We start from the raw sequence: 13,819 nt of genomic DNA, 5'->3' as shown, positions 1-13,819 counted from the left end.
AAAGAAAAATATAAATTTAATATATGAAAATTCTTGTTTGTATTACCCATGTACCGGATACTACCTCCCGGATACAGTTTACAGATAACAATACCAAATTTGATAAAACTGGGGTACAGTTCGTTATAGGACCCTATGACGACTATGCACTCGCACGTGCTGTGGAACTCAGGGATCAGACAGGGGGCAAGCTCACTGTCCTCAATGTAGGAGAGGCAGAAACAGACCCCACACTGCGGAAAGCCCTGGCCATTGGAGCCGACGAGGCAATCCGGATCAACGCCTATCCTAAAGATTCCTATTTCGTAGCCCAACAGATTGCCCGTGTGGCCCAGGAAGGTGCCTATGACTTGATCCTGATGGGGAGGGAATCCAGCGACTATAACGGAGGTATGGTACATGGCATGGTAGGCGAAATGATGGGTCTGCCTTCCATATCACCGGTAATGAGGTTGGATATAGAAGGAAACACCGCCAAATTGTCCCGGGAGATTGAAGGCGGTAAGGAAGAGTTGGAGGTGTCCCTTCCTCTCGTTGCCGGCTGTCAGGAACCAATTGCGGAGTGGAAAATACCTAACATGCGAGGAATCATGTCGGCAAGGAGTAAGCCCTTGACGGTAAAAGAAGCGGACGCTTACGATGTTCACGCATCTATTGTATCCTATGCCTTACCTCCGGCAAAGGGAGCTGTCAAGCTTTTTGATAAAGATCAGATGGAGGAATTGGTGAAATTATTAAAAAATGAAGCCAACGTGCTTTAATTAACTAAAGAAAGAAGAATCATGTCTGTATTGATCTATATAGAACACGAAGAAGGTGTCGTAAAAAAATCATCGCTGGAAGCGGTATCCTATGGCAAATCCCTGGCAGAATCATTAGGCACCGAAGCGTTGGTGGTAGGATTGGGAAGTATTTCACCGGACGAATGGACGCTCGTGGGCCATGCGGGAGCCAGTAAGGGGTACCACGTCACAGACGAGCGACTAAATGCTGGGATTATCCAGGCGCATACCGCTGCTGTTTCAGAAGTTTTTGAACATTCCGGAGCTGATGTGTTGGTGTTGGCCAAGTCTTCTTTGGGGGATGCTGTTGCGGCCAGATTGTCCGTAAAGCTTCAGGCGGCCTTGGTATCCAATGTTGTTTCCCTTCCGGATCTTGCTGAAGGATTTAAAGTAAAGCGCAGTATTTTTACGGGCAAAGCCTTTGCGATCACGGCAGTACAAACCTCTAAAAAAATCCTTGCCATCAAAAAAAATATTTTGGAAATTCGCCAAGATGCTACTGATATTGCAGTGGAGGAATTCACAGTTTCACTGGTGGACCGGGTGTTTGCTGCAAAAATAACCGGGACGGATAAGGCTGAAGGAGAAATTTCCCTGCCGGAGGCTGATATTGTGGTATCCGGAGGCCGTGGAATGAAAGGCCCGGAGAACTGGGGCATTATTGAGGATTTAGCCAAAGCCTTGGGTGCAGCTACGGGATGTTCCAAGCCCGTATCTGATCTAAACTGGCGCCCACACCACGAGCACGTTGGGCAGACAGGGATAAAAGTTTCCCCAAGCCTCTATGTGGCGGTTGGAATTTCAGGTGCTATTCAGCATCTTGCGGGGGTGAATGCCTCCAAGAACATTTTGGTCATTAATAAGGACCCGGAAGCTCCCTTTTTCAAGGCTGCCGATTATGGGATCGTGGGTGACGCCTTTGAAGTTTTGCCCAAGTTAACTGAAGCAATAAAAGCGATAAAATAATGTCAGTGGAAAATGCGATTGAATTAGAGATAATAGGTCTCACTGCTAACCATTCCCAATCCGGATCATTCACCTTAGTGTTGGGAGAAGTGGAAGGAAACAGACGGTTACCCATTATTATTGGGATGTTTGAGGCGCAGGCGATAGCGATTGAACTGGAAAAGATCATTCCCAACAGGCCTATGACGCATGATTTGTTTAAGTCATTTGCCACCAATTTTGACTTTACCCTAGACCATATTTTGATTTCCGATATGCGGGAGGGGGTCTTTTATGCCAAAATAATATGTCAAGGACCTTTCAAAAAAGTGGAAATTGATGCCAGGCCCTCGGACGCCATTGCTATTGCGGTGCGCTTTGAGGTTCCTGTCTACTGTTCTCTTCCCGTGATGGCAGAGGCCTCCATGGAAGATACCGATGACAGGGACACGTCCGGCGCTCCTGAGAAGCCCCAGTCTAGGCAAATGCCTTCTGTGGAAAGCAAAAAAACCGAGGGTAGCTTAAAGAATTTCTCGTTGGATAAGTTGAATCAGATGCTGGATAAGGCCATAAAAAGCGAAGATTACGAAAGGGCTGCGAGGCTGAGGGATGAGATCAACCGACGAAACTGACAATCAAATCCTGGCCTTATTTTATGTCCGAAAGACTGCCCGGGGGTGGGGAACGGATAAACACTCTTAACTACCTTACATTTAATTATTTCTATGGAGTATGCGAGAGGCCTAGGCGGTATATTGGTACTGTTAGCAGTTGCCACACTCTTTTCGGCAAAACGGGGGCAGGTTGACTGGAGGTTGGTTGGAATCGGGGTTACCTTGCAGGTTGTTTTCGGAATCTTAATTACCAAAGTAGATCTAGTAGCGGATATTTTTGCATCCATAAGCCGTGGATTTGTCCTTTTTTTGAGTTTTTCCCAAGACGGTGCTACCTTTCTCTTTGGAGACCTGGCAACCAATTCTTTTGGGTTCATATTTGCTTTTCAGGTACTTCCAACTATAATTTTTTTTTCCACCGTCTCGGCAGGACTGTATTACTTGGGGATTCTGCAGAAAGTGGTATATGGCATCGCTTGGGTGATGTCAAGGACTATGAGATTATCCGGGGCAGAAAGCTTATCGGCCGCAGGCAATATTTTCTTGGGTCAAACGGAAGCTCCTTTGCTGGTTAGACCTTTTATTCCTACCATGACCCGTTCAGAGCTTATGTGCCTGATGACGGGAGGGATGGCGACCATCGCCGGAGGGGTATTGGCAGGGTATGTCGCTTTTTTAGGTGGGGATAGCCTGGAGGAACAAAGCCGTTTCGCTACCTATTTGTTGGGTGCAAGTATTATGAATGCACCTGCTGCCATCGTAATGTCCAAGATAATCATTCCCGAATCAAATAAAGATGCTGTGGTTGATACCTTGGAGATCAATGCTGAAAATGAAGATGTCAACCTGATAGACGCGATGTCCCGGGGAGCCGGAGAAGGGCTGAAACTGGCTTTGAACGTAGGGGCGATGCTGTTAGCGTTTATTGCGGTCATTGCTGCGCTTAACTACCTGCTTTCTGACCTGATAGGCGCCTACTCGGGGCTTAATGGGCTGATCGTAAAAACAACCAACGGGCAATTCCAAGGGTTTTCTCTGGAGTATATTTTGGGGCAAATATTCCGGATTTTTGCCTGGGTCATTGGTGTGGAATGGAGCGAAACGCTACAAGTGGGATCTTTGCTGGGTCAAAAGACGGTGATTAACGAATTCGTCGCTTATCTTGGATTGGCTGATATGAAAGAAGCCGGAACTCTGTCCGACCGTTCTATTACGATTGCTACTTATGCGCTTTGCGGTTTCTCCAATTTCAGCTCCATAGCCATACAGGTTGGAGGAATAGGCAGTATAGCCCCTAACCAACAGGGAAACCTCTCCAAACTGGGCATGCATGCCTTACTTGCAGCAACGTTGGCCTGTCTGATGACAGCTACCATTGCGGGGGCACTATTCTAAATAAAAAACATTTTTCGCAGAAAAATTAACCGCAAAGGGCGCAAAGAAGGCGCAAAGGTCGCTAAGCTTTTGATTCGTCTCGTAATAAAAGAACCACAAAGAGAGATTCTTTGGTTCACAGTAAAAAATATCCGCAAAGGGCGCAAAGGTCGCTGAACTTTTGATCGTTGGAGTAATAAAGGAACCACAATGGGGACAAAGTAGGCAAAGAGGCCACAGAGAAATAATTTTCTTTGTGTTCTTTGGGGTTCTTGGCGCCCTCAGTGGTCCCCCTTTTTGTAAACTTTCGGTTTTGACCTTTCTATTCGTTGATTACGATTTTTTCGATTTTGTCGCCTTGGCGGATGGCATCGATCACTTCTAGGCCTTCCGTTACTTTTCCAAAGCAGGTATGGTTTCTGTCTAGGTGTTGGGTATTGGCTCTGCTATGGCAGATGAAAAACTGGGAGCCCCCGGTATTTCTTCCCGCATGGGCCATGGACAAAACGCCACGGTCATGATGTTGCAATTCTCCGGTAAGCTCGCAGTCGATGGTATAACCCGGTCCGCCTGTGCCGTTTCCCTTGGGACATCCTCCCTGAATCATAAAATTGGGAATTACGCGGTGAAAGGTCAGACCGTCATAGAACCCTTCTGAGGCTAATTTTATAAAATTGGCAACAGCTTTTGGGGCATCTTCCTCGTAAAAAGTGACCTTCATCGTGCCTTTTTCAGTTTGAATTTCTCCAGTTTTCATATTTTTTTTTTGCAAAAATAATCATTTGTGCGGATTTTATCAGGATAAGAAGGATATTGTGTACTTGGAACCCCCAAATTTTGATCCTGCGGGTTATCCAACCGATAATTTCACCCGCTAATAACGACAGTCAATTGAAAAAGGAAGATAACTATTCGGGGAAACATTATGCCCCTGACGACATCCTGGAACCTGATGGACCTCAGCTGTTTGGTCATCCCAAGGGATTGATGACCCTGTTTTTCACCGAAATGTGGGAGCGTTTCAGCTATTATGGGATGCGGGCCCTACTGATACTGTTTATGACCGCCTCTATTGCCAACGGTGGTCTTGGGCTGGACGATGTGACATCAGGAGCCATTTACGGCCTATATACAATGGGTGTTTACCTGTTTGCACTTCCGGGAGGCTGGGTAGCTGACCGATTGATTGGTTTAAAAAAATCCGTGTGGTATGGAGGGATTATCATTACAATCGGGCATTTTACTATGGCAGTTCCCGGGGTATTTTCTTTGTTTGACGGAGACGAAGCGGTGAAGGAAACCCTTTCCGGGCTGGATTTGTATACCTTCTATGCCGGTTTGATACTAATTGTGCTGGGCACCGGCTTGTTGAAGCCAAATATCAGTTCTATCGTAGGGCAGCTTTACGCCGAGGGTAGCTCAAAGCGGGATGCAGGTTTTTCCATTTTTTATATGGGCATCAATTTGGGGGCTCTTATAGCTCCCATTGCCTGCAGTACGCTTGCTGTTTACGATTGGCACTTAGGATTTGGATTGGCTGGTTTCGGGATGCTGTTGGGTTTGGTCCAATACAAGCTTACCGGGCATTATTTGGATGGAAAGGGAGATCCGCCAATAGCCGTTACAAAAGTGGAGAAAGATTCCAAAAAGAAGCTGACGCAAATTGCGTGGATTGTGTTACTTGTTCTGACAGTGATTTGCATATTGTTTTTTACGGGCGTTATCGGATTGAATGCCCCAAGACTTGCCGCTGCTTCCAACAATATAATTGCATTGGTGGCCGTGTTATATTTTGCCTATTTGGTGCTATTTGGCGGGCTTGATAGGGGTGAAAAGAAAAAGGTGGGCGTACTAGCGATACTCTTTCTGTTCACCGCACTTTTTTGGTCCGGTTTTGAGCAGGCGGGATCTTCGTTGAATTTATTTGCGGAACGCTTCACCGATCGAACTCTATTGGGTTATGAAATACCTACCGGTTACTTTCAATCTATCAATTCCCTTTTCATTATCCTATTTGCGCCGTTTTTTGGTGCGATGTGGATTTGGTTGGGCCGACGGCAGCTTGAGCCAAGCTCTCCCCTTAAATTCGCATTTGGCTTATTGTTTCTCGGCATCGGATTTCTGGTAATGTATTTTGCGGCAAAAGTGGCCTCATCGGGGGAATTGGCCGCACCTACCTGGCTTATTCTCACCTATCTTTTTCACACCTTTGGAGAACTCAGCCTAAGCCCGGTAGGTCTAAGCCTCACAACCAAACTGGCTCCCAAAAAGTATGCCGGCCAAATGATGGGGATGTGGTTTTTATCCATTGCCATGGGCAACTTAATTGCGGGAAGGATCGCTGGAGTCACGAGTGGGGGTACCGTAGAAGGATTACAACAAATGCCCCAACAGTATTTGCTGATCGTCTATATCACCGTAGGTGCCGGGGTGTTGTTGGTGCTGCTTAGCAAACCGATCAGGTCATTGATGGGAAAGGTTAGATAGAAAGGGGTCGGAGGGCGTCAAAAGATGACCTCGAAGGACTCAAAGGAGGCACAAAGACCACAAAGGTGTTTTAAAACCTTTGAATTAACATTGCGTTTTCTGTGGTGTTGCTTTTAGGACATAAACGAAAAAGAGAACCAACGAACGAGGACCTGGGATAAAATTTTTCCAGCTCCAGTGGTCCCCTTGAAAAAAGACCACAAAGGAGGCACAAAAACCACAAAGTTGGTTTAAAAGTCGTCGAAGCAATATAGTGTTTTTCGAAGTATCGATTTTATTAGAGAAACAACAAATTGAAATCTTTCAGGGTGCATTAGCTTCATTAAAAGAAGGCCACAAAGCAACTGTAAAACTATATTTGGTGTGGTATCCCCTACGTCCACATTTGACTTTTTCGGATTGCTTTTAACAGAATAAATTTAAACTCAAATAACGTAGCATTATTTAGAAATTGCCATCTATCTGGCTTAAGTTTAAAAAGGACCACTAAGGTCCAAGCTTTTTCAAAAAAAACTTCGTGCCCTCCGTGAAATCTTTGTGTCCTCAGTGGTTCTCTTAAAAAAACACAAGGTAAGAGATCACATAAAAAAATCTTAGTTGCAAACTTAACCCGTTTTCAAAAAAAGGGAACCCTACATTCAGGATTCCCTTTTCAACTAAATCATAGGCGTAACCTACTCCTCTTTACCTGATTTTTTGAACACAGTACTTCTAAAATCAATTGCTGATATTCCAGCACCTAATCCTACTAGGATAGAAACAATTAACCAGAACAGCTGGGCACCGGATGCGATGGGAGCACTAAATATTTCTAATAGCATATTTTTAGATTTTTAGATTTCTTTTCAAATTTTCCGCAAGTTACTACAGGATGGGAAGATAACAAACCGATACACATAAAAAGCGGGAACGGAGCCCCGTTCCCACTTATTTTGTATTACGAAGTTTGATTAATAAATGGCAAATTGACAGGAGCCACTGCCTTTGCGGGTAAATTTAATCTTCAAATTCATCGTCCTCCTCCACGTCTTCCAAGTCGTCAAAATCATCGTCTAGGTCGTCAAAGTCGTCATCGTCTTCGATATCTGTAAAGATATCGTCTTCCAGACCATGATCCTCATCTTCATCAAAAACCTCATCCCCGAACTCATCGGCGAATTCATCTTCTTCTTCTTCAAGATTATCGAAGTCATCTTCCAAATCGTCAATCATTTTCTTTTGGTTTAATTAGCGCAGGTTTTAAATATTATGGCTGCTAATTAATAAAAATTACCAATTAACCCAATAGAGTAAAGTGATTTATTTTTTCAGTGTCTAGCGAAACTTCCGAATTATGCGCTTCAAGCCATTTTTCTTCCAAATTTTTTACCCAGGTTTCCAGGTATAGGATCACATCGGCTTTGCTGTTTTTCGATAAATTTAGCCTCTTATCTAAAGGTAAGTGAAATAGGATTTCCGGGTCCGATAATTTTTCCAAATGCATAAGGTCATCCAGTGTCAGTCCGGTCTCGAGCATCTTCCCCACCATCAAGTCCATGGGGTATCCACTTGTGGGGCAGTAGTCGACCAATTGCTCGTTCCAGTCTCCGTGACGCTGCATGGCATAGGCATGAATTTCTCCTTTGGATAGCTTCGTAAGTTCCTGAGCTAAATTTCCGCAATTGCAGGCCCCCATATGCCCCCATTGGTAAGGCGCGCCGTTTTTAAGTTTCTGGATTGTCTTTCTGATTCCCAAGATCAGTTCAGGTGTAGGAGTTGCCATCGTAAAACGTTTCTTTATATAACAGAACTTAAAGAAAGTAGTTTTACCAAACTGTATAAGAAAGTGAAAAAAATCAGTCGGGTCTTTCGCTGTTTCCAAAAATCAGCTTGATGTATTGCTTGATTAGGGGTTTGGATAAGTATTTCTTCACCTGCTGATATTCACTCGCCTTACTGATATCCCGCTCATCCACCGAACTGCTGAGGATATAGATTTCGGGATTCTTATAATGGGGTTCAAATTCCTCCAAAAAATCCCATCCGGTCATTTCGGGCATATTCAAATCCAAGAAAAGGTAGTTGGGCTCTATTGTGTATATGTTTTTCAACGCATCAAGGGCATTGTCAAAAGTGAAAATTTGGCAGGGGATTTTAATGTTTTTATGGATAAGCTTTTCTGTCACGAAAGTGCTTATTGGATCATCATCAATTAGGACAATTTTAATCATTGAAGTACAAAAACATTATTTTGAAAAGCATTAAATATTATACAAAATTAATTCATATCTTTGAATTAACTATTCATTTCCGAATTTTTTTTTATTATATTTTTAGATAAAAACAAATTATACGCCAATATTCCTGAATTTCAGTATCTAAAATAAGTGCACTGAACTTGCTTTCATTACCCTACTTTTTAGAGGCGTTCCTTTTCTTTCATCCTTTTTCGTAACTTTCGTGAATTTTATACTAATCGATAACAGGTAGTGAACGTGAACATAAAGCTTTCTTAGATGGTCAAACCGGATTTTGATGATATTTTTATGGAATTGGCCGTTAACCTTGCAAAAAGGTCCCATTGTATCAAAAAGCATGTTGGCGCGGTGCTCGTCAAAGATACCCGAATAATCTCTATCGGTTACAATGGCCCACCTTCCGGCACCCACAACTGTGATGAGGAGTTTCCGGAAACCGGGTGTAGCCGTGACAGCAAGGGCAGTTGTTCCCTAGCACTGCATGCCGAACAAAATGCCATTTTATATGCCGTAAAAAATAAGGCAACTGTAGAAGGTTCCACCCTATTTGTGACATTGGCACCCTGTCTCGCCTGCGCGCGCATTATATATTCAATGGGAATCGAAAAGGTTATTTTCTTGTATTCTTACGCAGCATACAAGGGATTGCCCCTGGACGAGGGGATCGAATTTCTTAAAAAATTTGGTGTGGAGGTACTCCTGTACCCCAAGAAAATTGAGGTCGAGGATCCGTTGATTTGAATTTAATTGATATTGGAAAATTGATATATGTAGATATTGGAGATTGGTGGATATTAGAAATTTATGGAAATATGCCTTTGGAGAAATATGTTGAAATATCTTGGGAATCGAAGTGGAGATCTAGGAAATCGGAGCGGTTTTTGGGAGAGAAAAATAGATATTTGTAGATATTGGATACTTATTGATATTAGATATTAAATAGGTTGAAATCGAAGCGTAGCGGGTATTTTTGATCTATGATTTATGACTTATGATTTCAATCCTGTCCCTAAGTCTTTCCGTTCTGAAGTCATAAGTCTCTTGGTTCATGCGCCCCTTAGTCTCAAGGTAAGTTGATAAGTTGATGGACTCCTTTCTTAAGTCTCTCAGTATATGCCCCTAGACAAGGTTTACTTCCGTCTGTAGCTTAACGCCAAATTTCTCAAATACGTCCTTGGCGATGGTTTTGCTTAACAAAAGCAGGTCTTCACCCTTTCCACCACCGTAATTTACCAAGACTAGGGGTTGTTGCGCATGGACCCCAATGGTTCCCCAACGCTTGCCTTTCCACCCACTCTGTTCGATTAGCCAGGCTGCGGGAACTTTTATCCCTTCCGGGGTATCGAAGCCGGGTAATTGTGGATAGATAGCCTTTAGCTGATGGAATTTTTCCGGCGAAATAACCGGGTTTTTGAAAAAACTTCCCGCATTACCCAATACCGTTGGATCTGGCAGCTTTTTGCTGCGGATATGGATGATTGCTTCACTGACCGCCTCAATGCTTGGTTCAGGAAATCCTAGTTCATGCATGGTGAATTCAACATCTCCATAGGTCGTGTTAAGAACCGGAAATTTGTCCAACCGAAAAACCACCCGGGTAATAACGTATTTATCTTTGCTTTTTTGTTTAAATATACTGTCACGGTAACCAAACCCGCAGTCTTCGCCTGAAAAAGTAACCAGGTTGCCGTCTTCCCTCACTACAGCCTCCAAGTGATCAAACACATCCTTGATCTCAACGCCATAAGCACCGATATTTTGCATGGGGGAGGCACCGACTGTTCCGGGAATTAGCGAAAGATTTTCCACCCCACCCCACCCATGTCTGATCGCGTGACCAACGAATTCATGCCAAATCTCGCCAGCCCCTACTTTCACCCAAACATGCCTGCTGTCTTCCCGGACAATATTGATTCCTTTAATGTTTATTTTGATTACAAAATAGGGGAGGTCTCTGGTGAGAAGAATGTTGCTTCCGCCTCCGAGGATAAATGCCGGAACTTCCGCTTTACGGGCGGCTTGGAGTGCCTCCATTAATTCTTTTTCATCAGCAACTTCGGTGAAAAAAGCTGCCTGATGGTCCAGTCCAAAAGTGTTAAATTGCCGAAGTGATTTGTTGGTTTCTATCTGCATGATATGCGAAATAAGGAAGAATTTGGTCAATTAGAAAGATTGTCTGTTAATTCTTGCCGCATTGGTGTTGCCTGCCTTACCTTTACACCTCAACTATAGGGGATGAAAGAAATAATTATCAACGGAATACGGGTCAGGCCGGGACAATCCCTGAATATTGAGATAGCCATAGCCCGGCTGCCGACCCATACCCTGATCGATTTACCGGTATTTATCCGACGGGCAAAAGAAGACGGCCCCTGCGTCCTGATCAGCGGTGGGGTACACGGCGATGAGATCAACGGCATCGTCACGGTAAAACGGATGCTGGAGGAAAATCTTTTTACCCCAATTCGGGGTACGCTAATTTACATCCCTTTGGTAAATGTATATGGTTTCCTCAGCAATACCCGCACATTTCCGGATGGAAGGGACCTCAACAGAAGTTTTCCCGGAAGCAGCAAGGGATCTCTCGCTTCCCAGATTGCCCATATTCTTACCCAGCAGATTATACCTCAGATAGATTATGGCGTGGATTTCCATACCGGAGGCCGTATGCTTACCAACTATCCCCAGATCCGGGTGGACTTCAAAGACACCAAGGGGTTGGAGTTGGCATCAGCCTTTGGTGCTCCTTTCATCATCAACTCTCCCCATATTGACCGATCCTTTCGAAAGGAAGCGTTTAAATCCAACAAAAATATTTTGGTTTATGAGGGTGGGGAGTCCATGCGCCTGGATAATGTAGTTATCGATGAAGCTATAGCCGGCACCAAAAGGCTGCTAAAATACCTAGGAATGATCGGGGAGGGGGATGAGCAGCAGCAGGTGTCCCTGAAACTGGAAGAAAGCTCTTGGCTTCGGGCGCGGGTGTCCGGTATATTTACTCCTACCGTTACTATAGGCGAATCGGTGCGTAAAGGGCAAATGCTAGCCAAGATATCCGATCCTTACGGTCAGGTAAAGGTTCCTGTTAAAAGCGTGGCCGACGGCTATGTGGTCGGACTAAATAATCTGCCCGTGATCAATGCGGGCGACGCGCTGTTTCATATAGGTAAATTATGAGTGATTAGTTTGACTTTGGCTTTGATTTAACCATTAAACATCAACCATTAACCATTCCGCACCTTACCCTAGTATCATTGATTTTTCAGAAATTCTTTCCCTGATATGGGGCAAGAACTGCTCACCTAACCAATAAAAAGCGGTGTCCCTATGGGGAATTAGGGCGTAAGTCGTTTGTTACTAGCTTTTTGCCTGTCGGGATTAGGGCGTAGTTCCGAATATGTTGCGGTTGGCATGATGTATGAAACTATTCTGTGCATAAGAAATTTTAATAAACACTCATTCATCAAACTATCATCATGAACAATATTTTCAAAGGATTAATCGCAGGTTATGGAGCCAGCAAGTTGGGCGGAGGGTGTCTAGGGACTATCGTCGTATTTGTAATTATCTATGCCCTGCTCGGGCAGTGCAGTTAATTACCTAATGTACAGTTGAATATAATTACTTAATGGGGGTGGAATGCAGTAAATCATGCATCCACCCTTTTTAATTTTTTAAAAAGGTGGCAGTTGCTATCCAGCACATTTTACGTGCACCTTTTCCATCTACCGAAAACTACGCATGGTTGTGGTAGGCCACCCAAGCTAACTCGCTGAGACGTTTACCACATAAAAGTCAAAGGGATTGACTCTTATGAAAATTTGTACGGGTTTGTTGGGTGATTTTTCAATTGTCTTGCAATTTTGGCGTTTTTCCACACTTCTCCGGCGTCCAGCAACACTAAGTCTTTGATATAGTTAATACGCTATCTTTGTCCGAGACCAATCAAAAATTGCAAGTGAGGGATTTACCACAAGGATATGCAATTTATAATTTCTAATTGTAATAAAACAGTTTTAATTTAGACAAGAAATATACGGATAATTTAATCGCATAAATAAAAGACCGTAATGATCGACTGAGAATAACTAATATGTATACGCAATTTATCCAGGAATAAAAAATTTATTAATAAAATACGCATTTATAAAAATGCAGTTTATATATATTTAAAAATCTATTATATTGATATTTTCGGTATTATACATTAGATATCTTCTGAAATTCAGGAATAAATTTTTTATTGGTCATTTTATCGTTAGTTTTATGCCTGATTCTTTGTAACAACGATCTTATTTAAATGATAAATATTTTATCAACATACATCTTTTTAACTACTATGCGTAAATTTTAAACTAATGAATTATAACAAAACAGCAAACCGGCTAAAAAGCCTTCTTAGGATTTCTTTTTTATCCTTTCTGGTATTGACCTTTGTGCGTTGTGCCACGCAGGAGCTCGAGTACATCCAACCTTACCAGTTTGTCAATGAGGAATTTGACGGTATTGGGGAATTGCCCGCGGTGGATGATGATGATCCGGTAATTTTAGAGCCGGAGTATCCTGAAATTGATGAATCTGCTGAGGCAGAGGCATTCTTGGATGATCTGGCAGCTGCCGAGAGCGAAGCGGATGTGGATGCCTTTAGTGTCAACCTCTTGGAACAGATTTCAGAATTTGTCGAGGAGCAGCCGGACGGCGTTTCGGAAGAATTAAAGGAACTTGCGGAGGAGCTTTCGGAAGCGGATATCATGGCGATGTTTGAGGAAGGTGCCGAACTTGACCCCGGCCTGTTGGCGTTGGTACAGGATGCCCTCGGCAGCAGCGATATAGGATTTTTGTTTCCTACCATCACTATCCCTCCGGGATTGACGGAAGAAGATCCTGAAGGCCGCAAGGATTTCAGTACGGACCTGGAAAAAAACATGATGTTGGAGAATCTGCGCACCGCCACGCTAGTGGGGCCCTGTGCGGATGAGGCAAGGGATGCTTTCAACCGGGCGGTTGACCGCCTGGAAGCGTCCCGCACCGCCCTGCTGGCAACTACCGAAACGAATTATCAAAACAGGTTGACGGCTGCGCAGCAGCGGCTGGTAACGAGAAACGCGGCGGCGTTTACCATTTATCAGAGCCGGTTGCAATTCGGAATCCAATATGGAAATCTCTTGTTGGCGGCTGCCAACAGTATTGCCCGGTTTAATCCCGCATGGGCGAATTATTATCGCTGGTACGCATTGTTGTATTTGGTTAACCTGAGGAGTCTGTACGGTCAAATGTACACCCTTTCCTTACGGGCCAATCAGGTCGCCTTTATGCAGGAGACTACCAATGCGCTGTTGCAACGCAACTTGATAAACTCCATCATTGAGGCCAACTTCAA

At 43.8% G+C, this 13,819-nt stretch carries 14 protein-coding genes; 8 read left to right on the top strand and 6 right to left on the bottom strand.

What is annotated here, in order from left to right; all coding sequences use genetic code 11:
• Positions 1-23: 23 nt before the first annotated feature.
• The 4 genes from FQ608_RS17075 (at position 24) to FQ608_RS17060 (ending at position 3,736) form a co-directional block, all read left to right on the top strand.
• Entirely contained in the window at positions 24-761 is a 738-nt protein-coding gene (locus FQ608_RS17075) for an electron transfer flavoprotein subunit beta/FixA family protein (RefSeq protein ID WP_158859551.1), read from the top strand.
• A 21-nt stretch (positions 762-782) separates the two neighbouring features.
• Positions 783-1,748: an electron transfer flavoprotein subunit alpha/FixB family protein gene (locus tag FQ608_RS17070; protein ID WP_158859549.1), complete on the top strand. Its 966-nt coding sequence runs from the start codon at positions 783-785 to the stop codon at positions 1,746-1,748.
• A gap of 5 nt (positions 1,749-1,753) precedes the next feature.
• On the top strand, positions 1,754-2,359 hold the full coding sequence (locus FQ608_RS17065; protein WP_158859835.1) for a bifunctional nuclease family protein: 606 nt from the start codon (positions 1,754-1,756) through the stop codon (positions 2,357-2,359).
• Positions 2,360-2,452: 93 nt separating this feature from the next.
• Entirely contained in the window at positions 2,453-3,736 is a 1,284-nt protein-coding gene (locus FQ608_RS17060) for a NupC/NupG family nucleoside CNT transporter (protein WP_158859548.1), read from the top strand.
• 301 nt (positions 3,737-4,037) lie between these two features.
• On the opposite strand, the gene FQ608_RS17055 is transcribed toward FQ608_RS17060, so the two are convergent.
• On the bottom strand, positions 4,038-4,472 hold the full coding sequence (locus FQ608_RS17055; RefSeq protein WP_158859546.1) for a peptidylprolyl isomerase: 435 nt from the start codon (positions 4,470-4,472) through the stop codon (positions 4,038-4,040).
• Between the two features lie 230 nt (positions 4,473-4,702).
• On the opposite strand from FQ608_RS17055, the gene FQ608_RS17050 reads away from it, so the two are divergent.
• Positions 4,703-6,202, top strand: coding sequence for a peptide MFS transporter (locus FQ608_RS17050; RefSeq protein WP_234364258.1), 1,500 nt, complete (start codon positions 4,703-4,705; stop codon positions 6,200-6,202).
• 674 nt (positions 6,203-6,876) lie between these two features.
• On the opposite strand, the gene FQ608_RS27260 is transcribed toward FQ608_RS17050, so the two are convergent.
• From FQ608_RS27260 to FQ608_RS17035, 4 genes are all read right to left on the bottom strand, one after another.
• Complete coding sequence (locus tag FQ608_RS27260; RefSeq protein WP_199856402.1) at positions 6,877-7,023, bottom strand: hypothetical protein; 147 nt, start codon at positions 7,021-7,023, stop codon at positions 6,877-6,879.
• A 175-nt stretch (positions 7,024-7,198) separates the two neighbouring features.
• Positions 7,199-7,414 (bottom strand): hypothetical protein, encoded by a 216-nt coding sequence (locus FQ608_RS17045; protein WP_234364245.1) that lies wholly within the window; start codon positions 7,412-7,414, stop codon positions 7,199-7,201.
• Positions 7,415-7,478: 64 nt separating this feature from the next.
• Complete coding sequence (locus tag FQ608_RS17040; protein ID WP_158859542.1) at positions 7,479-7,964, bottom strand: hypothetical protein; 486 nt, start codon at positions 7,962-7,964, stop codon at positions 7,479-7,481.
• A 73-nt stretch (positions 7,965-8,037) separates the two neighbouring features.
• Positions 8,038-8,412 carry a response regulator gene (locus tag FQ608_RS17035; RefSeq protein ID WP_158859540.1) on the bottom strand — a complete coding sequence of 125 codons (375 nt, stop codon included), beginning with the start codon at positions 8,410-8,412 and terminating at the stop codon, positions 8,038-8,040.
• A gap of 285 nt (positions 8,413-8,697) precedes the next feature.
• Here FQ608_RS17035 and FQ608_RS17030 point away from each other — a divergent pair, with 285 nt between their 5' ends.
• Positions 8,698-9,180 carry a deoxycytidylate deaminase gene (locus FQ608_RS17030; RefSeq protein ID WP_158859538.1) on the top strand — a complete coding sequence of 161 codons (483 nt, stop codon included), beginning with the start codon at positions 8,698-8,700 and terminating at the stop codon, positions 9,178-9,180.
• Between the two features lie 378 nt (positions 9,181-9,558).
• Here FQ608_RS17030 and murB read toward each other — a convergent pair whose 3' ends face one another.
• Entirely contained in the window at positions 9,559-10,572 is a 1,014-nt protein-coding gene (gene murB / locus FQ608_RS17025) for a UDP-N-acetylmuramate dehydrogenase (RefSeq protein WP_158859536.1), read from the bottom strand.
• Between the two features lie 102 nt (positions 10,573-10,674).
• Here murB and FQ608_RS17020 point away from each other — a divergent pair, with 102 nt between their 5' ends.
• Together FQ608_RS17020 and FQ608_RS17015 are read left to right on the top strand one after the other, a co-directional pair.
• Positions 10,675-11,616: a succinylglutamate desuccinylase/aspartoacylase family protein gene (locus tag FQ608_RS17020; protein ID WP_158859534.1), complete on the top strand. Its 942-nt coding sequence runs from the start codon at positions 10,675-10,677 to the stop codon at positions 11,614-11,616.
• A gap of 1,181 nt (positions 11,617-12,797) precedes the next feature.
• A partial coding sequence (locus FQ608_RS17015) for a hypothetical protein (protein ID WP_158859532.1) occupies positions 12,798-13,819 on the top strand: 1,022 nt, incomplete at its 3' end.

The organism is Lunatibacter salilacus (genome assembly GCF_009797935.1).
GTDB lineage: Bacteria > Bacteroidota > Bacteroidia > Cytophagales > Cyclobacteriaceae > Lunatibacter > Lunatibacter salilacus.
This window is presented reverse-complemented; position numbering and strand designations above follow the sequence as displayed.

Coding starts and splice junctions, on each gene's coding strand:
- FQ608_RS17075 (WP_158859551.1), top strand. CDS start 24: ATGAAAATTCTTGTTTGTATTACCCATGTACCGGATACTACCTCCCGG.
- FQ608_RS17070 (WP_158859549.1), top strand. CDS start 783: ATGTCTGTATTGATCTATATAGAACACGAAGAAGGTGTCGTAAAAAAA.
- FQ608_RS17060 (WP_158859548.1), top strand. CDS start 2,453: ATGGAGTATGCGAGAGGCCTAGGCGGTATATTGGTACTGTTAGCAGTT.
- FQ608_RS17055 (WP_158859546.1), bottom strand. CDS start 4,472: ATGAAAACTGGAGAAATTCAAACTGAAAAAGGCACGATGAAGGTCACT.
- FQ608_RS17050 (WP_234364258.1), top strand. CDS start 4,703: ATGACCCTGTTTTTCACCGAAATGTGGGAGCGTTTCAGCTATTATGGG.
- FQ608_RS27260 (WP_199856402.1), bottom strand. CDS start 7,023: ATGCTATTAGAAATATTTAGTGCTCCCATCGCATCCGGTGCCCAGCTG.
- FQ608_RS17045 (WP_234364245.1), bottom strand. CDS start 7,414: ATGATTGACGATTTGGAAGATGACTTCGATAATCTTGAAGAAGAAGAA.
- FQ608_RS17040 (WP_158859542.1), bottom strand. CDS start 7,964: ATGGCAACTCCTACACCTGAACTGATCTTGGGAATCAGAAAGACAATC.
- FQ608_RS17035 (WP_158859540.1), bottom strand. CDS start 8,412: ATGATTAAAATTGTCCTAATTGATGATGATCCAATAAGCACTTTCGTG.
- FQ608_RS17030 (WP_158859538.1), top strand. CDS start 8,698: ATGGTCAAACCGGATTTTGATGATATTTTTATGGAATTGGCCGTTAAC.
- murB (WP_158859536.1), bottom strand. CDS start 10,572: ATGCAGATAGAAACCAACAAATCACTTCGGCAATTTAACACTTTTGGA.
- FQ608_RS17020 (WP_158859534.1), top strand. CDS start 10,675: ATGAAAGAAATAATTATCAACGGAATACGGGTCAGGCCGGGACAATCC.